At 71.7% G+C, this 19676-nt stretch carries 18 protein-coding genes and 2 pseudogenes; 10 read left to right on the forward strand and 10 right to left on the reverse strand.

What is annotated here, in order from left to right:
- Positions 1-7 precede the first annotated feature (7 nt).
- The 3 genes and pseudogenes from KUM40_RS09950 to KUM40_RS09960 all read right to left on the reverse strand — a co-directional run bounded on the left by KUM40_RS09950 (position 8) and on the right by KUM40_RS09960 (position 3414).
- Positions 8-979: a hypothetical protein gene (locus tag KUM40_RS09950; RefSeq protein WP_217165227.1), complete on the reverse strand. Its 972-nt coding sequence runs from the start codon at positions 977-979 to the stop codon at positions 8-10.
- 270 nt (positions 980-1249) lie between these two features.
- Positions 1250-2251, reverse strand: a pseudogene (locus tag KUM40_RS09955) (zinc-binding dehydrogenase); the annotation flags it as partial.
- Positions 2248-3414, reverse strand: a complete 1167-nt coding sequence (locus tag KUM40_RS09960; RefSeq protein ID WP_217165230.1) for a mandelate racemase/muconate lactonizing enzyme family protein — start codon at positions 3412-3414, stop codon at positions 2248-2250. The pseudogene KUM40_RS09955 and the gene KUM40_RS09960, both read right to left, overlap by 4 nt.
- A 214-nt stretch (positions 3415-3628) precedes the next feature.
- On the opposite strand from KUM40_RS09960, the gene KUM40_RS09965 reads away from it, so the two are divergent.
- A complete protein-coding gene (locus KUM40_RS09965; RefSeq protein ID WP_217165231.1) occupies positions 3629-4336 on the forward strand; it encodes a hypothetical protein in 708 nt (235 codons plus the stop codon).
- A 27-nt stretch (positions 4337-4363) separates the two neighbouring features.
- Here the strand turns inward: KUM40_RS09965 and KUM40_RS09970 are convergent, their stop codons facing one another.
- Positions 4364-5362: a 4,5-dihydroxyphthalate decarboxylase gene (locus KUM40_RS09970; RefSeq protein WP_217165233.1), complete on the reverse strand. Its 999-nt coding sequence runs from the start codon at positions 5360-5362 to the stop codon at positions 4364-4366.
- Positions 5363-5468: 106 nt separating this feature from the next.
- Here KUM40_RS09970 and KUM40_RS09975 point away from each other — a divergent pair, with 106 nt between their 5' ends.
- Positions 5469-6131, forward strand: coding sequence for a TetR/AcrR family transcriptional regulator (locus KUM40_RS09975; protein WP_217165236.1), 663 nt, complete (start codon positions 5469-5471; stop codon positions 6129-6131).
- A gap of 71 nt (positions 6132-6202) precedes the next feature.
- On the opposite strand, the gene KUM40_RS09980 is transcribed toward KUM40_RS09975, so the two are convergent.
- Positions 6203-6703, reverse strand: a complete 501-nt coding sequence (locus tag KUM40_RS09980; protein ID WP_308401108.1) for an ATP-binding protein — start codon at positions 6701-6703, stop codon at positions 6203-6205.
- A 78-nt stretch (positions 6704-6781) separates the two neighbouring features.
- On the opposite strand from KUM40_RS09980, the gene KUM40_RS09985 reads away from it, so the two are divergent.
- Both KUM40_RS09985 and KUM40_RS09990 read left to right on the forward strand, forming a co-directional pair.
- Positions 6782-7324, forward strand: a complete 543-nt coding sequence (locus KUM40_RS09985; protein ID WP_217165239.1) for a GntR family transcriptional regulator — start codon at positions 6782-6784, stop codon at positions 7322-7324.
- Positions 7321-8088: a GntR family transcriptional regulator gene (locus KUM40_RS09990; RefSeq protein WP_217165241.1), complete on the forward strand. Its 768-nt coding sequence runs from the start codon at positions 7321-7323 to the stop codon at positions 8086-8088. The genes KUM40_RS09985 and KUM40_RS09990 overlap by 4 nt, the downstream gene beginning before the upstream one ends.
- A gap of 3 nt (positions 8089-8091) precedes the next feature.
- Here KUM40_RS09990 and KUM40_RS09995 read toward each other — a convergent pair whose 3' ends face one another.
- Positions 8092-8547 (reverse strand): MarR family winged helix-turn-helix transcriptional regulator, encoded by a 456-nt coding sequence (locus tag KUM40_RS09995; protein ID WP_217165243.1) that lies wholly within the window; start codon positions 8545-8547, stop codon positions 8092-8094.
- 98 nt (positions 8548-8645) lie between these two features.
- Here KUM40_RS09995 and KUM40_RS10000 point away from each other — a divergent pair, with 98 nt between their 5' ends.
- The 4 genes from KUM40_RS10000 to KUM40_RS10015 all read left to right on the forward strand — a co-directional run bounded on the left by KUM40_RS10000 (position 8646) and on the right by KUM40_RS10015 (position 12646).
- A complete protein-coding gene (locus KUM40_RS10000; protein WP_217165245.1) occupies positions 8646-9668 on the forward strand; it encodes an NADP-dependent oxidoreductase in 1023 nt (340 codons plus the stop codon).
- A gap of 110 nt (positions 9669-9778) precedes the next feature.
- On the forward strand, positions 9779-10198 hold the full coding sequence (locus tag KUM40_RS10005; protein WP_217165247.1) for an organic hydroperoxide resistance protein: 420 nt from the start codon (positions 9779-9781) through the stop codon (positions 10196-10198).
- Between the two features lie 179 nt (positions 10199-10377).
- Positions 10378-11754: an MFS transporter gene (locus KUM40_RS10010; protein WP_308401109.1), complete on the forward strand. Its 1377-nt coding sequence runs from the start codon at positions 10378-10380 to the stop codon at positions 11752-11754.
- A 10-nt stretch (positions 11755-11764) separates the two neighbouring features.
- The gene (locus KUM40_RS10015; RefSeq protein WP_217165249.1) at positions 11765-12646 is read left to right on the forward strand and encodes an EI24 domain-containing protein; all 882 of its coding nucleotides are present in this window, start codon (positions 11765-11767) and stop codon (positions 12644-12646) included.
- Here KUM40_RS10015 and KUM40_RS10020 read toward each other — a convergent pair.
- Positions 12618-13358 (reverse strand): annotated as a pseudogene (locus tag KUM40_RS10020) (pyroglutamyl peptidase); the annotation flags it as partial. The gene KUM40_RS10015 and the pseudogene KUM40_RS10020 overlap by 29 nt on opposite strands.
- Positions 13359-13699: 341 nt before the next feature.
- Entirely contained in the window at positions 13700-13978 is a 279-nt protein-coding gene (locus KUM40_RS42080) for a hypothetical protein (RefSeq protein WP_217165346.1), read from the reverse strand.
- A gap of 257 nt (positions 13979-14235) precedes the next feature.
- On the opposite strand from KUM40_RS42080, the gene KUM40_RS10030 reads away from it, so the two are divergent.
- Entirely contained in the window at positions 14236-16677 is a 2442-nt protein-coding gene (locus KUM40_RS10030) for a glycoside hydrolase family 3 protein (RefSeq protein WP_217165251.1), read from the forward strand.
- A 204-nt stretch (positions 16678-16881) separates the two neighbouring features.
- Here the strand turns inward: KUM40_RS10030 and KUM40_RS10035 are convergent, their stop codons facing one another.
- Positions 16882-17862: an aldose epimerase family protein gene (locus KUM40_RS10035; RefSeq protein WP_217165253.1), complete on the reverse strand. Its 981-nt coding sequence runs from the start codon at positions 17860-17862 to the stop codon at positions 16882-16884.
- Positions 17863-17933: 71 nt separating this feature from the next.
- The gene (locus KUM40_RS10040; RefSeq protein ID WP_217165254.1) at positions 17934-18851 is read right to left on the reverse strand and encodes an SGNH/GDSL hydrolase family protein; all 918 of its coding nucleotides are present in this window, start codon (positions 18849-18851) and stop codon (positions 17934-17936) included.
- A gap of 284 nt (positions 18852-19135) precedes the next feature.
- Between KUM40_RS10040 and KUM40_RS10045 the strand changes: the two genes are divergently transcribed.
- The gene (locus tag KUM40_RS10045; RefSeq protein ID WP_217165256.1) at positions 19136-19630 is read left to right on the forward strand and encodes a DUF3145 domain-containing protein; all 495 of its coding nucleotides are present in this window, start codon (positions 19136-19138) and stop codon (positions 19628-19630) included.
- The last annotated feature ends 46 nt before the right edge of the window (positions 19631-19676 follow it).

Genomic DNA, 19676 nt, shown 5'->3' on the forward strand with positions numbered 1-19676 from the left:
CGGAACGTTATGACGAGATCTCGAACCGGTTGAGCGACCCCGGCAGCCGGGTGCCGAGCGGCGCCATCCCCCCGTCCGCTCCGTGCCGGGCGAGCAGGTCGAGGGCGAGCCGGCCGCGCCGCACCCGCTCCTTGGCCGTGGCCAGGGTCAGTTCCCGCAGGTGGTGCCCGTACGGATAGATCCCGGGCGCCTTGGAGAGGCCGAACTTCAGGTACAGCGGGGCGCCGCGCCGGACCAGCTCGGCGACCTCGTACATCCGCACGTAGCCGCCGAGGTCGTCGGGAGCCTCGATGTACATGTCCATGGGCGCGGCCGAAACCCGTCGTATTTCGGTCAGATGATCTGGCGTCAGGTCGCTGGGGACGTTGATGGAGTCGGCGCCGAGCCGCTCGTACACCGCGTACGAGGCCGGGTTGACCGGCCCGACGAGCGCCGAGAGCTTCAGCGTGGTGCCGGCGGGGATGACACCGGCGCTCCGGGCCCGGTGCAGCGTCCACAGCACGCCCTCGTCGGCGACCAGCAGGCACGTGACGCCCAACTCGGTTGCCCGGACAGCGTCTTCGACGCACCCGGCGACCGCGGCGTGGCCGCGCGCCCGAAGGCCCGCGCCGCCCGAGTCGGTCCGGGTGGAGCCGCCGATGTCCCAGGTGCCGCGCGGGCCGGTGAACAGGCAGAGCTCGATGTCGCGTTCGGCGGTCGCCTCGACCATCTCGGTGATCTCCGAGTCGGTCAGCATCCACACGCCGCTGCCCTGGCTGATCCGGTGGATCGGCACGTCCAGCCGCGAGGACTCCTTGAGGACCACCCCCAGCGCCTCCGGCCCCTCGCAGGAGGGGATCTCGGTGCGCCAGCGGCCACCGCCCGGGAAGGAGTGCGGCGAGGCGTCGGCGGGATCGGGGGCGGGCGCGGCCAGGCCGAGGGCGGTGAGCGCCTGCTCACCGGGCCTGCGTGCGGCGGCCGTGGCGGAAGCGTCGGTCACAAGCTGTCCTTAGTGTTCGGTATGTCGGACGAGGTTCGCGACGGTGGGCGCGAGACGGTCCGTCCGGTGGGTGTACGCCGGTACGGAGGCCGTCAGGTCGCCCCCGTACCGGCGTACGGCTCAGGGGCGGGCGTCCGGATGCACCGGATGGACCGGATCGGTCGGATGGACCGGATCGGTCGGATGGACCGGATCGGTCGGATGCACCGGATGGGCCGGTTGGACCGGATCGGTCGGATGCACCGGATGGGCCGGTTGGACCGGATGAGCCGGATGCAGCAGCACCTTCCCGACCTTCGGGTCGCCGGAGCCCACCAGCCCGATGGCCTCGGAGAACTCCGCGAGCGGCAGTTCGTGCGTCACCAGCGGCCGCGGGTCAAGGAGGCCGGCCGCGAAGACCCGCACCGTGTGCGCCCAGGCGTCCGGCGGCGCTCCGAAGACGGTGTGCACCTCCAGTTGCCGTACGACCAGCCCGGTGGGGTCGAGACCGTCGGCACCCGGCGCCGGGATGCCGGTCAGCACCAGCCGGCCGCCCCTGCGCAGCAGCGCGGCGGCCGTGCGGGCGGCGTCCGCGGACCCGGCGGTCTCGATCACGACGTCGAAGTCGTCCGGGAGCGGCCGGTCCTTCGTACGGAAGTCGGTCGCGCCGAACTGCCGCGACAGCGCCTCCCGGTCCCCGCGGGTACCGACGACCAGCAACTCGGCCGGGGACGCGGCGCGCAGGAACTGCACCGCGAACATGCCGAGCGTGCCGGTGCCGACGACGGCGACCCGCTCGCCGGGCCGGGCGTTCGCCTTGAGCGCGGCGGCGGCGATGCAGGCCGCGGGCTCAAGGAGGGCGGCGGCGGTGAGGTCGGCGTCGTCCGGCAGGACGTGCAGGAGCCGGGCGGGCAGGGTCAGCGTGGGGGCCATGGCGCCCGGCTGGGTGAACCCGGTCTCCTCGTACCCCGCCGTGCACAGTGTCGTCTCGCCCGCGTGACAGCGGTCGCACACCTGGCAGTTGCGAAAGCCCTCACCGACCACCCGGCGCCCGACCAGCGACGCGGGCACCCCGGCGCCGGTCCGCGCCACGGTCCCGGACCACTCGTGCCCGGGGACGAGCGGGTAACGCACGTACCCCTCGGGCCGGTTGCCCTGGTAGACCTCGCGGTCGCTGCCGCAGATCCCGGCCGCGTGGACGCGCACCAGCGCCTCGCCGGGCCCCGGCTCACGCGGCTCGTGCGGAACGAGCCGGTGCACCCCCGGCGCCTCGACGACGACCGCGTCGCTCATGCCTCGGCCCCCTTGGGCCTGCGCTGCTCCCAGCCCTCGGCCCACAGGTCGAACCGCGCCTGCTGCTGCGGGAACTCGGCCGCCGCGTCGGTGTCCAGCTCGACGCCGAGACCGGGCGCGTCGGAGACGTGGAAGCACCCGTCCTCCGGATCGACCTGCGGAGCGCCCTTCACCACCTTCTTGATCTCGGCGTCCGCGAAGTCGTTGAAGTGCTCCAGGATCTTGAAGTTCGGGGAGGTGAACCCGACCTGGAGGGAGGCCGCGGTCAGTACAGGACCGCCCACGTTGTGCGGGGCGACGAGGGTGTAGTGCGTCTCGGCGGTGGCGGCCAGCTTCCGCGTCTCCCAGATGCCGCCGATGTGACCGACGTCGGGCTGGACGATGTCCACCGACTGGTCCTCGAACAGCTCGCGGAACTCGATCCGGTCGTGGATGCGCTCACCCGTGGCGACCGGGACGTCGACCTTCTCGGCGACCTTCCGCAGCGCCTTGAGGTTCTCCGGCGGGACCGGCTCCTCCAGCCAGGCCGGCTTGAAGGGCGCCAGTTCGTGCGCGAGCCGGACGGCGGTGGAGGGCGAGAACCGGCCGTGCATCTCCAGCATCAGCTCGGCGTCGGGCCCGATGGCGTCCCGCACGGCCTCGATGAGCGACACGGCGTAGTTCGTCTGCCGCTGGTCCAGCTCGAAGTGCCCGGTGCCGAACGGGTCGATCTTCAGCGCCCGGTACCCGCGCTCCATGACGCCCTGCGCGGCCTTGTGGTACGCCTGAGGGGTCCGCTCGGTCGTGTACCACCCGTTGGCGTAGGCCTTCACCCTGTCGGTGACCCTGCCGCCCAGTAGCTGCCACACCGGGACGCCGAGGGCCTTGCCCTTGATGTCCCAGCACGCCATCTCGACGACGGCGATGCCGGACATCACGATCTCGCCGGCGCGGCCGTAGTCGCCGTACTTCATGCGGCAGACCAGGTCCTCGACAGCGAACGGGTCCGAACCGAGAATGTGGTTGGCCTCGGCCTCCTTCAGATAGCCGAGGAGCGCGTCGGTGTGCCCCAGCATCCGGGTCTCGCCGACTCCGGTGAGGCCCTCGTCGGTGTGCACCTGGACGTAGGTCAGGTTGCGCCACGGCGTCCCGACCACGTGTGTGCTGATTCCGGTGATGCGCACGGCGGCTGCCCTTCGCTCTGTTCGATATTTCGTCACTCGTTCGAAATGCTGGCGTGACAGTAAGGACGGGGTGCTCGGAGTGTCAATGGGTCGGACACATAACGGTTTCGGCAGTTTCGAGGGCGGGGAGAAGATGCGGTCGCGGGCTTCCCCACACAACATTCACAGTGACCTCTAGGAACGCACCCGTCCCGGAACTTAACCTTCCCGCGACATGGACTACTGCAACCCGTGCCGAAGGCACCTCAACGGCGCTCTCGCCTGCCCGGGGTGCGGCACGCCTGCCGAAGAACCTCACGCGTCCGACGCGCGGCTGACGGCGAGTGAGGAAGCCTCGCCGCGCCTCGCGGACGAGGCGGACGGGTCCGACGAGACCCCCGACGACGCCGAACCCGGCGCCCGGTCCAGCCGCCGTGACCGCAAGGCCGCCGCGCACCGCAGGCGCCGCCGCAGGACCCTGCTCATCGCCGCGGGCTTCGTCCTCGCGGCCGGGGGCCTGAGCCTCGCCGAACTCGGCACGGACGCCCCGCACTCCCCGCAGAAGCCGGCGGCGGCGGGCGGCGAGACGCCGGACGGCGAGTCGCCGCGGGAGGTGGGGGAGGCGTCGGCGGTACCGGTCGACGCCACCTCGGGCACGACCACGACCTCGGGCACCCCGTCCGCCGGTGCGTCGGCGTCGACAACGGTGTCGGCATCCCCTTCGGAGTCCCCGGAGGCGACGAAGCCGGAAACGGCCACCGAGCCCAACCCTCCGGCGGCCTCCCGCTCCCAGTCCCCGGGCCCCACCGGCCCCGCGAACACGGACCCGTCGTCCCCCGACTCCAACGACGACCCGCCCCCGACGACGACCCCTGCCCCACCGGAACCCCCGGACCCGACCCCGACGGAGACCTGCGACCGCTTCCTGTGGTGGTGCACGTAGAGGTTCGAGGGCAGCTCGCTTTTGGGGTCACGTGTCGAGCAGGCTGGGGGCGAAGATGTCCTCAGAGGTCAACAACTGCTTGGACAGGCCCTGTTCGTGGTGGTAGCGCAGGAAGGTGTCGACGGCCTTGCGGTTGGCGTCGACGCCGTAGGGCCACCAGTCCTCCCCCAGCAGCGCACGGTTCTCGGCGAAGAGCTCGCTGAACCAGGGGGTGATCACGGACATGTGCTGCTTCGCGGCGTCGGCCCGGTACCGGTCCTGCACGATCTCCTTGGCCTGGCTGAACGCGCGGTAGACCGATTCCACCAGGCTCGGCTCCGCTGCCAGTTCGCGGCGGATCGCGACGACGTGCATCATCGGGAAGATGCCGGTGCGGCGGTAGTAGTCGCGCTCAACGGCTTCGTAGTCGGGGAAGAGCCGGCGGATCTTCTTTGTCGAGCCGTCGAGCAGGCCCTGCGGCACGTCGACGGACATCAGGGCATCTATCTCCCCGCTCTCGAGCATGGCCCCCAGGGTCTGCTCACCCTCGGTGTGACGGACGTACACGCCGTCCGGGACGGGCTGGGGGATCCAGTCGAAGGACGGGATCGGGTGGTCGGTGCCGCCGATCACCCAGTTCATCCGGTCCGGCGTCACCCCGAAGTCGTCCGCCAGGACACCCTTGGCCCAGACGCCCGGGTCGTGGCCGTACAGCGCGAACTCGCCGACGGTCCTGCCCGCCAAATCCTCCGGCCGCTCGATCCCGCTGTCGGTGTTCACGAACCATGCCGAGTGGCGGAAGTTGCGGTTCGGGAAGATCGGCAGAGCCAGGAACGGCGAGTCGTCCAGGTCGAAGGTGCGCAGGAAGTAGGTCAGCCCGAACTCGGCGATGTCCAGATCGCCTTCGGCCATGCGGTGGAAGACGTCGGAGATGAGCGGCGAGGTCTCCAACGCCGCGCTCACACCGTCGATCGTGACCCTCCCGTCGAAGAGGGGTTCAGTGTGCTCGTAGCGGTAGACACCCACGGAGAGGTTTCGATCGCCCATGACAGGCCCCTTCTGTTTACGTGAATGACCTTTCACTTTTAGACTGGAACTGCGACCTGTCAATGTCAAGGCGAATCATCGTTCACGTTTGGAGGAGGGTCGGCCTGTGCCCCGCATCACCCCTGCTCGCCGGGAGGCGAACCGCGCTCAGATCATCGCCGCAGCGCGGCGCTGCTTCGCCCGCGACGGTTTCCATCAGACCTCGATGCCCGACATCGCCACCGAAGCGGGCGTGGCGGTCGGCGCCCCGTATCGCTACTTCACCGGCAAGGACGAACTGATCCTGGAGATCGCCGGGGAGGCGTTCCGGCTGATCTTCGATCCGATCCGGCGGATCGTCGACGCGGCCGAGAACGTCACCGCCGCTGATCTTGTCGAGGCGGCGATGACCCGGGTGAGCGGTGACGAGGCGGCCGACGCGGCGGGCAACACCGTTCCCGTCGACGAGCTCCTGCGCTGCGCCGTCCAGTCGTGGGCCGAACTCCTGCGCGACGAGGGGCTGCGACAGCGCGCCAACACCGGCTTCGAACGGGTCCGCGGGCGGGTGGCCGACGCGCTGCGCGCCGGTCAACGGGCAGGCACTGTGCCGGCCGAACTCGACCCCGACCGCGGATCGCGGGTGGTCATGGCGCTCCTGCACGGGTTCGTGCTGCAACGCACGGCATTCGGGCTCGAAGACACCGCCGGCTTCGCACACGAGGTCCGCCTCGCCCTCAGGGATGCAAGCGTGCTGAAGCTGAACGAGGACCGGCGACCGGACGGTGGCTGAAGCGGGAGCGCGGTGCGTTCCTGGTGGCGGCCCCCCGGAGAGTGGTCGACGTCGGTGAGCCGGGCCGTGCGTCAGCAGACGGCCTCCCCAGCCCCTTCGCTCGGCGACACGGTCTTGAGAACCACCCAGACGCTTTTGCCGACAACTTCCTGGGTGACCCCCATGTCGTCGGCAACGTCCCGGGCAAGTCGTAGACCGCGCCCGGAACATGCCTCCGGGTCCGCCTCCGGGACGTCGACATCGAGCTGTCGGTCGCCGCTGTCACGCACCGCGAGGCGGATCACCGAGCCGTCGAGCGTGAGACTCACGCAGTACTCCCTGCCGGGCGGCGCTCCGTGGAGGATCGCGTTGGTGGCCAACTCCGATACGCAGAGCGTTATGTCGTCCAGCCGATCGGTGCGACCCCATCCCGTCAAGACCTGACGAACGAAGGCACGGGCGTCGCGCACCGAGGCGCGCGAGCGTGGGAAACGGCGGTGTCGCGACAAGGACACGGGGGCCACCTCACGGAGTTGGGGGCGTCCGACGAAGCGCAACCTTATCGCTTTTCGTGAAAGGTGGCTAGGTGGCATGATGGTGAGGAACACACGGGCGAAGTCGCCTAACGTTGGCCCCCGATGGGCGTAAGTGTCGGCCGCGAGGAGGGCCTCATGAGTGCGAGCAGTTGGGTCAGCACGTCTCTTCCGTATCTGACGCCGCAGGAGAAGGGCCACGGCGACGCCTGGGGCGCGGAGGCCGAGGCGCAGGGCCGCCGGGGAACCCAGCGCATCCTGCATGCCGGCGAGGTACCGGCGCCCGCCGAGGTGGCGAAACTTCTGGGCATCGCCGAAGCAGAACCGGTCGTCGTGCGTCGGCGTCTGATCCTCCTCGACGAGCTGCCGAACGAGCTGACCGACACGTACTACCCGCTGGCCGTCGCCCAGGGCACCGCCCTGGCGCGCACTGCCAAGATCCGTGGCGGCGCGGTCACGCTGCTAGCCGAACTCGGCCACATCGGCGTCCTGGTGCGCGAGGACGTGACGGCCACGATGCCGGACGAGGGAGAGCGCCGGACCATGGAGACCGCCCCCGATGAACCGGTGCTGCGGCTCACCCGAGTGACGCTCGACCGCGAGGACCGCCCGATCCAGGTGGATCGTATGGTGATGCCTGCCCTGCGGCAGAGGCTGCGCTACGAGATCGAGATCGGATGACCGTGCCCCAGGCGGAAACGGAAGGCGTCGACGGTCGCTCCCTCCACGAGCGCATCGCCGCCGACCTGCGCGACGACATCATGAGTGGCGAACTGGCGCCAGGCGCGAGCCTCCCCTCCACGGCACGGCTCAAGGAGCGCTTCGACGCGTCGAACGCCACGGTGCAGAAGGCGTTGCAGCTCCTCAAAGAGGAGGGTCTCGTGGTCGGCAGGGCCGGAGCCTCCGTCACCGTCCGCGAGCACCGGCAGCGTACGGTCTCACCGGCCGCGCTCACGACAGCGGACCGCTGGCTCGCGGAGGCCGCCAAGCACGGCACCCGCGCCCGCAGCGTCCTCCGTGATGTCGCGGAGGTCCGCCCACCCGTCGACGTCCGTTCCGTCTTCGGCCTCTCCGTAGACGGCACGGCACTGCTGCGCAGTCAGATTCTCCTGATCGACGACGAACCCGCCGAACTCGCCGACTGCTATTACCCGTTGGGCATCGCCAGGGACACGGAGCTCATGGAGCGGCGCCGGATCAAGGGTGGTGCACCCGCGCTGCTGGCCAAACTGGGCCACCCCGCCCGCCGAAGCGTGGACCGAGTCTCCGCGCGGATTCCGACCCAGGAGCAGTACCAGGCACTGCACCTCACCAGCAGCACGCCCGTCCTGCGCACCCTCCGGGTCGTCCACGGTGACGGTGACGGTGACGGACCGGTCGAGGTGACGGTCATGGTGAAGGCCGGGCACCTCTACGAGTTGCAGTACGAGTTCGAAACGCGGTGATGGTCAGCCTTCCGGCGAGCCCTCCCCGACCATCAGCCGCAACGCGTCCCGCAGGGCCACCCGTTCCCCCTCCGAAAGCCCCGCCAGTGGCTCCCGTGCGAACCGCAGTGACTCCCGCAGCCCCCGCGCCACCCGCCGTCCCTCCTCCGTCGCCGCCGCGACCTTCACGCGCCGGTCGCCGGGGTCGGGCCGCCGTTCGACCAGCCCCCGTGCCTCCAGCCGGTCCACGATCCCTGTGACGTTCGACGGCTCGCACTTCAGCTTGTGGGCCAGCTTCCGCATCGGCAGCGGCTCCAGCGACAGCAGGCTCAGCAGCTTGGCCTGGGCCCCGGTCAGGGCGCGCTCCGCCGCCGCCTCCTCGTAGTCCGCGTGGAAGCGGGCCACGACCTCGCCGATCAGCTCGACGACCTCGAGGGTGAGAGCGTCGGGTCGGCGCGTCGTGTCGCGTGGTGTGGCCATGGAATCCAGGGTACCCATTTGTTTGACATTCTGAAATGTTCAGCCGCATGGTTGTTTCAGGTACTGAAACACTTGCCATCCAGCCCAGGAAGGTCCCCATGACCGAGTCCCCCGCCCTCCCCGCCGTCAACCGCGAATGGCACCTGGTCACCCGCCCGGTCGGCTGGCCGAAGCCCGAGGACTTCGCGCTCGTCGAGGCGGAGGTCCCCACCCCGGGTGAGGGCCAGGTGCTGGTGCGCAACCTGTTCGTCTCCGTCGACCCGTACATGCGCGGCCGCATGAGCGCCGCCAAGTCCTACGCCGCCCCCTACGAGCTGGGCAAGCCCATGCTGGGCGGCGCGGTCGGCGAGGTCGTCGCCTCCAACGCCGAGGGCATCGCCGTCGGCGACCACGTCCTGCACTACTTCGGCTGGCGCGAGTACGCCGCCGTGGACGCGAAGAACGCCGTCAAGGTGGACCCGCAGGCGGCGCCGCTGTCGACGTACCTCGGCGTGCTCGGCATGACCGGGCTCACCGCATACGTCGGCCTGCTGCACACCGCCTCCTTCAAGCAGGGCGACGCCGTCTTCGTCTCGGGTGCGGCGGGCGCCGTCGGCAGCCAGGTCGGCCAGATCGCGAAGCTCAAGGGCGCCTCCCGGGTCATCGGCTCGGCCGGCTCGGACGAGAAGGTCAGGCTGCTCCTCGACGAGTACGGCTTCGACGCGGCCTTCAACTACAAAGACGGCCCGGTGCGCGAGCAGCTCCGCGCCGCCGCCCCGGACGGCGTCGACGTCTACTTCGACAACGTGGGCGGCGACCACCTGGAGGCCGCCATCGGCTCCCTCAACCTCAACGGCCGTATCGCCATCTGCGGCGCGATCTCCGTCTACAACAACACCGCGCCCGCGCCCGGCCCGAAGAACCTCCCCCGCCTCATCCAGACCCGCGGCCGCATCGAGGGCTTCCTGGTCGGTGACCACTACGACCTCCAGCCGAAGTTCGTCGAGGAGGTCGGCCCCTGGGTCCGCTCGGGCGAGCTGAAGTACCGCGAGACGGTCGTCCAGGGCATCGAGAACAACCTGGACGCTTTCCTCGGGGTCCTGCGCGGAGACAACACCGGCAAGATGATCGTCAAGCTCTGAGCCCTTGCCGGACTGCCCTTCACTGCACTTCCGGCATGCGGTAACGTCTTTCCGAAATTCGTCGTGATCGTGGGCGCGAGTCACGGCGGACCGAGGAGGAAGACACCCCTATGCCCATCAAGCAGTCCGAGGTCCTCTACACCGCCGTGGCCACCGCCGAGAACGGCCGCGACGGACGGGTGGCCACCGATGACGGCAAGCTCGACGTGGTCGTGAACCCGCCCAAGGAGATGGGCGGCAACGGCGCCGGCACCAACCCCGAGCAGCTCTTCGCCGCCGGATACAGCGCCTGCTTCCAGGGCGCGCTCGGCGTCGTGGCCCGCCAGGAGGGCGCCGACGTCACCGGTTCGACCGTCACCGCGAAGGTCGGCATCGGCAAGAACGACGACGGGTTCGGGATCACCGTCGAGATCTCCGCCGAGATCCCGGCGGTCGACGCCGCCACCGCGCGGTCCCTGGTGGCCAAGGCCCACCAGGTCTGCCCGTACTCCAAGGCGACCCGCGGCGACATCACGGTGACGCTCGCCTGACCGCTTCCAGTCCCCGTACGGCACGTATTTCTGTTGACCAACGGATTGACGGCTCATAGATTCCCGTCTGTCCTGACCAATGGTCCAGACCAGAAATAGGGGTTGGTTTCGGCGTGACGCGGGCAGCGGGAGCGCGGTCGGGAGCAGCCACCGGGGCCAAGCCCACCGAGGCCGGGGAGATCGGCATCTTCTCGCCGCCGTATCTCGCCGCCACGCTGACCTTCGCCGTGGTGATGTTCCTGACCGGCTTCGCCGCGCTCGCCGTGGTGCCCACCCTGCCGACCGCCGCCCGCGAGCTGGACGGTGTGTCCCTGTTCCCCGTCGTGGCGGGCTGCTTCGTCGCAGCGAGCCTCCTCGGCGGGGTGCTCGGGGGGCACTGGGCGGACCGGGTGGGCGCCCGGCGCCCGTTGGCGCTCGGCATGGTGCTGTCGGTGCTCACGCTGCTGGTGTCCGCGTCCAGCACGTCGGTGTGGCAGCTCGCCGCCGGCCGGTTCCTGGACGGGCTGGCCGCCGGCATGGTGGCGGTGTCGGTGACCACCGCCATCGGCCAGGCCTACCCCGAGCACCTGCGGCCCAGGATGCTCGCCATGATGAGCGCGAGCTGGGTCGTCCCGTCACTGATCGGCCCCCCGCTGGCCGGAGTGGTCGTCGAAGCGTGGTCCTGGCGCGTGGTCTTCTACGGGCTGGCCGTGCTGACCGCCCTGCCCGCTCTGGCCCTCGTCGTCGTCCTGCGCGACCGTCCGGGCGGCGGGCGGTCGGACGGCACGGACGCTGCGGCCGGTCTGCCGTCCGCGGACGAACGGGCCGTCCGTCCGCCGCTGCTGGTGGCGGCGATGCTCAGCGTGGGTGCGGCGCTCGGGCAGTACGGCGTGTCCGCCTGGGACGTGCGCCACATGGTGTTCGCCGTCGCCGGCGTCGTGCTGCTCGCGGTGTTCGCGCCCAGGCTGCTGCCGCGCGGGACCTGGCGCAGCGCCCGGGGCCTGCCCACCGCGGTGCTGCTGCGCGGCCTGACCTCCGGCACGTTCTTCACGGTGGAGGCCCTGGTGCCGCTCATGCTGATCACCGAACGGAGGGTCGACGCGCTCGTGATCGGCATGGCCTTCACCGCCTCCGCGCTGCTGTGGGCCGGCGCCTCCTGGGTGCAGGGCAAGGCGCTCCAGCACGTCGCCCGGCACCGGCTCGTCACCGTGGGCGCGCTGGTCATGGCCCTGTCCGTCGCTCTCGCGGTGACCGGCTGCGCCGACGGCGTGCCCGCGGCCACGGCGGCGGCGGCCATGCCGCTGTCCGCCATCGGCATGGGCTTGCTCGACCCCTGCGTCACCGTGCTGTCCCTCAAACACAGCGCACCGCACCGCCAGGGCCGGACCACCGGCGCCATGCAGACCAACATGAACCTCGGTCAGGTCGTCGTACTCGCCCTGGCCTTCGCGGTGCTCAACGGCTCCCTCGCCGCCGGCGCCTCCCCTCTCGGCGGATACGGCCTGGCCTTCGGACTGCTCCTCGTACCGACCCTGTTGGTCGCAGTTCTCGCCGTCCGCGCCCGGGGCGACCGGTAAGGTCGTACCCATGCGCGATCTTGGGGCGGGATTCGGTCATCTCCTGAAGGGCCAGCGCTGGGTGGCCCGGCACGGCAGGAGCTACGGCTTCGGGCTCGTCCCGGGCCTGATCACCCTCGTCCTGTATGTGGGCGTGCTGATCGCGCTCGCGCTGTGGGGCGACGACTTCGTCGGCTGGGCGACCCCCTTCGCCGACGACTGGTCGAGCCCCTGGCTCGGACTCTTCCGCGGGTTCCTCACCGCCGTGCTGTTCGCCCTCGCCCTGCTCCTGGCCGTCCTCACCTTCACCGCGGTCACCCTGCTGGTCGGCCAGCCCTTCTACGAGGCCCTCTCCGAGCGGGTCGACCGCGACGTCTCCCCGGACGGCACCGCTCCCGAGTCCGACCTGCCGCTCTGGCGCGAGCTGTGGATCTCGGGGCGCGACAGCCTGCGGATCCTCGCCCGCGCCGCCGTCTGGGGCGTGCTGCTCTTCGCGCTCGGCTTCATCCCGGTCGTCGGCCAGACGGTGGTCCCGGTGGTCGGCTTCCTCGTCACCGGCTTCTTCCTCACCGAGGAGCTGGCCGCCGTCGCCCTCCAGCGCCGCGGGGTCGAGCTGCGTGAGCGCCTCGCGCTGCTGCGCTCCCGCAGGATGCTGGTCTGGGGCTTCGGCACCCCGCTGGGCGTGTCCTTCCTGGTGCCGTTCGTCGCGGTGTTCCTGATGCCGGGCGCGGTCGCGGGCGCCACGCTCCTCGCCCGCGAGCTGCTGGGCGAGGAGACCCGCGACGGGGACGACCGCGACGGGGACGACCGGGCCGGCGACGGTCCCGCGGGCGACGGTCCCGCGGGCGGCGACCCGGCCGGTGGCGGCTCCGCCGACCCGTCTGTCAGCTCCGGTCCGGCCCCGACGCGCTGACCGCCACGGTCAGGATCGCCCGCGTCTGCGCCATGATGTCCAGCCGGTTGCGTACGAACGCCGGGTCGGTGACCGCGCCCGTCGCCGGGTCGGAGTTCCCGGCCCCGAACTGGAGCACCGGCGTGTGGACGTGCCCGCCCGGCAGCGTGCCGTGCAGCCCGAGCCGGTCCCGCAGCAGCGTCGCGCGATAGGCGATCTCGTTGGAGAGGTAGTTCCCGCCGCCCCCCGCACGGGCCGTCGAACCGGGAGTGGGCCCGTCCGGCCGGACGACCGACTCGGTCCCTCCGGCCGGGATCTCGGTCACGCTCGTGTTGTCGTACACCGGGAAGCGGCCGGTGTCCGCGGCCGTGATCGCCGCGTACGGCAGCGTGGTCGTCGTCCACTGCGGCTGCGAGGCCGGGTCGGCCACGGGGACCGTCTCCGTGCGGGAGACGTTGTCGTTGTCGGGGAAGCCGCCCCGCCAGGCCCCGTTGGTCCGCTCCACGTCGAACCGCCCGACCCTGCCCTGACTGACGGTGGTGAACAGGTCCACCCTCGGCAGATACGGCCGCAGCGCCCGCTCCACCGTGCCGTCCGCGAAGTCCCGCCACCGCACCGGGAACATCGCCGTCTCCACCCGCGCGGGGCCGTCCGGGGTGTCGATCACCGTGCCGTCCAGCGCGAGCGCGACGGCGCCGGACGGGTTGGAGATCCGGATGCCCCGGTCCAGGGTGGTAACTGCGCACCGGGGTGCGTACGAGGTCGTGTTAACTCGATCGCGTGACATTCCGGGAGCGGGCTTGCGGTGCTCTGGGCTGATCGGGTTAACGTGACCGTGCGATCTGGGACGCCGGGAACGGAGCCAGCGTGCGGAGCCCCCTCTCCTCCAGGGAGAAGGTTTGGGGCCTCTCCGTCGCCCTCTGTCCGTACCCATTCGGCCAGGCCGCAAGGGAACCGGCCTCCCGGGATCGGACCACGGACAGGATCCGTGTCGCCGCCTCGGGGTTGAGTACGCCAGGGACCAGTGCGCCCAAGACCGTTCGGGGCGCGCGGCTGAGAGGGATTCGCTCTTGCTCAGTCTTCAGGAACGGTCGAAGCCGGTGAGCAGCACATGCTCATGCACCGGCCCCCGCCCTTGCCGTGCCCGGTGTGCGGCAAGGGCAGGTTGCTCTGACGGTGCGAGGTGCGCTCCAGCTCCGTCGGCAGTGCGGTCCGCCGCCGCTCCTCGACGGTCGGTGCGGGGGCGGTGCCCGCCGGGGGAGTGGCCGTGGCCGCCGTCGCCGTCGTGGGGGCCGCGAGTCCCGCCACCAGGGCCAGTCCGAGTACGCCGATCCGAACGCGTATGGGTGTCAAGGGAGTCCAGGTCCTTCCGTCGCCGTGGGGTGCGCTGCCGGACGGCGGAAGTATCGCGTGACGGAAGGGGCGCGCGCTACGGCACGGGCGGGGTGGACGGGTCGCGCTCCCGATTCGAACGCTGGTGAGCGAGGCAGGATGAACACGTTCACGGAGTCGACGAGGAGGTCCCCGCGGTGGCGGACTCAGAGGCACGGGCAGAGGCAGAGGCAGAGGTAGAGGCAGGGACAGGGACGCGGGAGACGGGGACGCGGGAGATGGGGACGCGGGCGGCGGTGGGCGCGGAGGACGCGGCCCGGGAGGCGGCCGTCGAGGCGGCACTCGCACGCCTCGGCCTGGACGCGAAGGCCCGGCTGCTGTCCGGACAGGACATGTGGACGCTGCCCGCCCTGCCGGAGATCGGTCTGAGGTCCCTGGTGATGTCCGACGGCCCCGTCGGCGTGCGCGGCGTCCGCTGGACCTCCGACGACCCGTCCGTGGCCCTGCCCTCGCCGACCGCGCTCGCCGCCTGCTGGGACCCCGGCCTCGCCCACCGGGCCGGGGTGCTGCTGGCACAGGAGGCCCGCCGCAAGGGCGTCCACGTGCTGCTCGCCCCCACGGTCAACCTGCACCGCTCCCCGCTCGGCGGCCGGCACTTCGAGGCGTACAGCGAGGACCCGTACCTGACCGGCCGGATCGGCACCGGCTACGTCCGGGGCGTCCAGTCCGGCGGCGTCGGCACCACCATGAAGCACTTCGTCGCCAACGACGCCGAGACCGACCGCTTCACCGTCGACAACCTGGTCTCCGAACGCGCGCTGCGCGAGCTGTACCTGGCCCCCTTCGAGGCCATCGTCGAGGGCGCCCGGCCCTGGGGCGTCATGACCGCCTACAACTCGGTCAACGGCCCGACCATGACCGAGCACCACCACCTGGTCAACGAGGTCCTGCGCGGCGAGTGGGGCTTCGACGGCTTCAACGTCTCCGACTGGGCGGCCGCCCGCTCCACCACCGGCGCCCTCAAGGGCGGCCTGGACGTGGCGATGCCCGGCCCGAGGACCGTGTACGGCGAGGCGCTCGCGCGGGCCGTCCGCGCCGGCGAGGCCGAGGAGGCCGAGGTGGACGCCGCCGTACGCAACGTGCTGCGGCTCGCCGCCCGCGTCGGCGCCCTCGACGGCGCCGAACCGGCCGTCACCGAACCGCCGGAGCCCGTGGACGGCCCCGCACTCGCCCGCGAGATCGCCCGCCGCTCCTTCGTCCTCGTCCGCAACGAGGGCCCGGCGCTCCCGCTGCGGCCCGGCACGGTCGCGCTGACCGGCGCCGCCGCCCGCGACGCCCGCGTCCTCGGCGGCGGCTCCGCCACCGTCTTCCCCGCGCACGTCGTCAGCCCGCTGGACGGCCTCACCGCGGCCCTCCCGGCCGGCGCCCTCACCTACGCGGTCGGCGCCGACCCGAACACCGAACTCGCCGTCGCCGACCGGGGCTTCGAGCTGCGCGCCGTCTGCCGCGACACCGCCGGCGAGGTCATCGGCACCGGGGCGGCACCCAACGGGCACATCCAGTGGATGGGCTCCGACCTCCCCGCCGGCGTCACCCACGACAGGCTGCACACCGTCGAATTGACCGGCACCTTCACCCCGCGCGAGAGCGGCCCGCACACCTTCGGCATCAAGGGCATGGGCGCCTTCACCCTCACCGTCGACGGCACCACGTACTACGACGACCACCAGCGCCCCGCCAAGGACGACCCCTTCCTGACCTTCTTCGGCGCCCCCGAACCCCGCGCCGAGGTGGAACTCACCGCAGGCCGGCCCGTCGACGTCGCCCTCCGGTACGTCGTCGACCTGCCCGGGGGCACGGCGATGAAGGTCGTCACCTTCGCCCTCGCCCACGCCGAGCCGCAGCGCGACCCGGACGAGCTGATCGCCGAGGCGGCCCGGGCCGCGGGCGCCGCCGACACCGCCGTGGTCGTCGTCGCCACCACCGACCGGGTCGAGTCCGAGGGCTTCGACCGCACCGACCTGCGGCTCCCCGGCCGCCAGGACGACCTGGTCCGCGCGGTCGCCGCCGCCAACCCGAACACCGTCGTGGTCGTCAACTCCGGCTCCCCGGTGGAGCTGCCGTGGCGCGAGGACGTCGCCGCCGTACTGCTGAGCTGGTTCCCCGGCCAGGAGGGCGGCGCGGCCCTGGCCGACGTCCTGACCGGCGCCCACGAGCCCGGCGGCCGGCTGCCCACCACCTGGGGCGCCCTGGCCGACGCGCCGGTCACCCGGGTGACCCCGGCCGGCGGTGAGCTTCCCTACGACGAGGACGTCTTCATCGGCTACCGGGCCTGGGACCGGGCAGGACGCACCCCGGCCCATCCCTTCGGCCACGGCCTCGGCTACACCGACTGGACCTACGAGTCCGCCGACGTGGAGGGCACCACCGCGAGGATCCGCGTCCGCAACACCGGCGACCGCCCCGGCCGCGAGGTCGTCCAGCTCTACCTCGCCCCCGCCGAACGCGACGCCGCCCGCCCCCTGCGCCGGCTGGCCGGGTTCGCCGGGGCCGAGGCCGCACCCGGCGAGTGCGTCGAGGTCACCGTCGAGCTGCCGCGCCGCGCCTTCGAGAGCTGGGACGGGGCGACCGGCTCGTGGGTGTTTGTGAAGGGTTCGTACGAACTCCAGATCGGACGCTCGATCGCGGACCGCCGGATCACCGCGACGATTAACGTCTGACTCCGGGACGCCCGCGAGGGAGTGCCCCCGCGAACAGCCCCGGTCCGGGACCTGACGGCAGGGCCGGGGCTGAGCGGTGGGCGCGCGGCCTCCGCCGACGCCCGCCGACGCGTCGAGAACTCGCCGGCGCACCGAGAACCTCGCTAGCGCACCGAGAAACTCGCTAGCGCACCGAGAAACTCGCTAACGCAACCGAGGAACGCGCTAGCGCACCGAGAAGCCGTACACCGTCTCCGAGCGGAACACCTCGCCCGGCCGCAGCACCGTGCTCGGGAACTCCGGCCGGTTCGGGGAGTCCGGGAAGTGCTGTGTCTCCAGCGCGATCCCGTCCCCGGGGGCGAGGGGCTCGCCCAGGTGGTCGGCCGTGTAGAGCTGCAGTCCCGGCTCGGTCGTCGCCACCGTGAGCACGCGCCCCGACGCCGGGTCGTACAGCTCGGCGACCTCCTCGGCGGTGGCGGTCACGCCCTTGTCGAGGACGAAGTTGTGGTCGTATCCCGAGCCGGTCTTGCGCGCCTGCCGGAAGTCGAAGCGGGTGCCGGTCACGTCCTCCGGGCCGCCCGTCGGGATCAGATCGGCGTCGACCGGCGTGATCCGGGAGGCGGCGAGCCGCAGCTCGTGCCCGCCCGCGTGCCCGGAGCCGCTCAGGTTGAAGTAGCTGTGGTTCGTCGGGTTCAGCACGGTCGGCGCGTCCGTGACCGCCTCGTAGGCGATCCGCAGCGCCCCCGGCTCCTGAAGCGTGTACGTCACCGAGATCTCCACCCGGCCCGGGAAGCCCTCCTCGCCGTGCGGGCTGACCAGGCGGAGCCGGATGCAGTGTCCGGCGTCCCCGACGGGCTCCACGTCCCACACGCGCTTGTCGAAGCCGCGCTCGCCGCCGTGCAGCGAGTTCGGCCCGTTGTTGAGGGCCAGCGTGTACGTCCGCCCGTCCAGCGCGAGACGTCCGCCCGCGATCCGGTTGGCGTAGCGCCCGACGAGCGCGCCGAGGTAGGGCTCCGGGTGCGTCACATAGCCGTCCAGATCGGCGAACCCCAGCACCACGTCGGCGGTGTTCCCGTCCCGGTCCGGGACCTCGGCCGACTGCACGATCCCGCCGTACGACAGGACCCGTACCCGTACGCCGGACCGCTCCAGGGTCCAGCGGTGTACCGGGGTGCCGTCGGAAAGTGTGCCGAAGAGTTCGCTCATGTGCGGAACTCTAGGACATGCCCAGGTCAGGCCGGTCAGGTCGGTCACGCTGGTTACGCCGGCCACGCCGGTCAGGGCGTCTTCGCGGTCACCGCGCGGTACGCGATCTCGGCCAGCCGGGCCTGCCCGCTGACGCTCGGGTGGAACCAGTCCCAGTGGCTCAACTGGTCCGTGCCGAACCGGTACGCGTGGACCGCGCCGTCGTCGGTGCGGCACCGCCGGTCCTTCGCGCAGACCTCCCGCAGCACCTCGTTGTAGTCCTCCACCCGGTCCCGCACGGTGTTGCGCCGCAGGGTCGCCGCCGAGTCCATGGAGTCCGCGTCGCCCAGCATCGACGGGCACAGGCCCAGCTTCCACACCTGTTTGCCCAGCGCGTTGGTGCGCCCCTGGGACCACAGCCGCTTCAGGTCCGGGATGCTCGACACGTACACCTGCGCCTTGGGCAGCTTCTCGCGCAGGGTGGCCATCGCCTCCTCGAACTGGGCCCGGAAGTCCGCCACCGAGGTCATCGCCGAGGTCGTGGACCGGCACGCGTCGTTCGCCCCGGCCATCACCGCCACCAGTTGCGGCTCGTGCTTCGCCGCCCGGGTCACCTGGGCGGTCAGATCCGCCATCCGGGCCCCGGTGACCGCGTAGTTCCAGCTTTTCCCGGGCGCCTTCGCCTTACCCAGCAGGCGTACGGCGAGAGAGTCGACCTCGGCGCTGCTGCCGGTCGCCCACGACACTTCGGGGCAGTCCGACAGGACCGTACAGGCGTCGAAGCCGCGCGTGATGGAGTCGCCCACGGCGGCGACCGACGCCGGACTCGTGTCCCAGGCCGGAGCGGTCTTCGACCGCTTCGACGCGCTGGGCGAGGGGGCGGGGGAGTCGCCGCCCGCGGCGTCGCAGCCCGCCACGCCCAGGACGGCGGCGGTCAGGACGGCGAGCGCGGCACGCGCACGGCCAAGGCCGCGGCCACCCCGCGTCCTGCGCTCCGACACTCGCCCCATACCGGTCCCACCCCTCGCCTCGTGCCTCCAACGTGCTCAACCCATGACACCGCGCGAGGGTTCCCGAGGGCGGCGATGCAACGGCTCACACCCGTACAAGGGTCCTGCCGGGTGAATGGCGGAGGTTTGTCGGCGGCGGGACCGACGGTACGTCACACTCCTTGCGCCGTCGCACGGTAGCCTCGCCATCAACGTGACCCGCCCGGTCACCGCCGTTCCACCAGTTCCACCAGTTCTACCCGTTCCACCCGTTCCGAGATGTCCCGCTCAGCCCGGAGGTTCCGGTGACGACACGTGGAGTTCTGTACGTGCACTCCGCGCCGCGCGCGCTCTGCCCGCACGTCGAGTGGGCCATCGCCGGGGTGCTCGGCACGCGCGTCGGCCTGGACTGGATCCGGCAGCCCGCCGCGCCCGGCACCTGGCGCTCGGAGTTCTCCTGGCAGGGCCAGGCCGGCATCGCCTCCAAGCTCGCCTCCGCGCTGCGCGGCTGGCAGTTGCTGCGCTTCGAGGCCACCGCGGAACCCTCCGCGAACGCCGAGGGCGAGCGCTATAGCTGCACTCCCGACCTCGGCATCTTCCACGCCGTCACCGGCATCCACGGCGACATCATGATCCCCGAGGACCGGCTGCGCGCCGCCCTGGTCCGCTCCCGGCGCGGCGAGAGCGACCTGGAGTCCGACATCGCCAAGCTCCTCGGCAAGCCCTGGGACGACGAACTGGAGCCCTTCCGCCACGCGGGCGAGGGCGCCCCGGTCCGCTGGCTGCACCAGGTGGTGTGACACCTCCTGCTCCCCGCCCCGGCACACGTGAAGGGCCCCACCGAAA

Origin of the sequence: Streptomyces sp. AC512_CC834 (assembly GCF_019049325.1) — a bacterium.
In the GTDB taxonomy this organism is placed as follows: domain Bacteria; phylum Actinomycetota; class Actinomycetes; order Streptomycetales; family Streptomycetaceae; genus Streptomyces.

Coding starts and splice junctions, on each gene's coding strand:
- KUM40_RS10005 (WP_217165247.1), top strand. CDS start 9,779: ATGCCCATCAAGCAGTCCGAGGTCCTCTACACCGCCGTGGCCACCGCC.
- KUM40_RS10015 (WP_217165249.1), top strand. CDS start 11,765: ATGCGCGATCTTGGGGCGGGATTCGGTCATCTCCTGAAGGGCCAGCGC.
- KUM40_RS09990 (WP_217165241.1), top strand. CDS start 7,321: ATGACCGTGCCCCAGGCGGAAACGGAAGGCGTCGACGGTCGCTCCCTC.
- KUM40_RS09985 (WP_217165239.1), top strand. CDS start 6,782: ATGAGTGCGAGCAGTTGGGTCAGCACGTCTCTTCCGTATCTGACGCCG.
- KUM40_RS09970 (WP_217165233.1), bottom strand. CDS start 5,362: ATGGGCGATCGAAACCTCTCCGTGGGTGTCTACCGCTACGAGCACACT.
- KUM40_RS09965 (WP_217165231.1), top strand. CDS start 3,629: ATGGACTACTGCAACCCGTGCCGAAGGCACCTCAACGGCGCTCTCGCC.
- KUM40_RS10035 (WP_217165253.1), bottom strand. CDS start 17,862: ATGAGCGAACTCTTCGGCACACTTTCCGACGGCACCCCGGTACACCGC.
- KUM40_RS10030 (WP_217165251.1), top strand. CDS start 14,236: ATGGGGACGCGGGCGGCGGTGGGCGCGGAGGACGCGGCCCGGGAGGCG.
- KUM40_RS10000 (WP_217165245.1), top strand. CDS start 8,646: ATGACCGAGTCCCCCGCCCTCCCCGCCGTCAACCGCGAATGGCACCTG.
- KUM40_RS09995 (WP_217165243.1), bottom strand. CDS start 8,547: ATGGCCACACCACGCGACACGACGCGCCGACCCGACGCTCTCACCCTC.
- KUM40_RS09980 (WP_308401108.1), bottom strand. CDS start 6,703: ATGCCACCTAGCCACCTTTCACGAAAAGCGATAAGGTTGCGCTTCGTC.
- KUM40_RS10040 (WP_217165254.1), bottom strand. CDS start 18,851: ATGGGGCGAGTGTCGGAGCGCAGGACGCGGGGTGGCCGCGGCCTTGGC.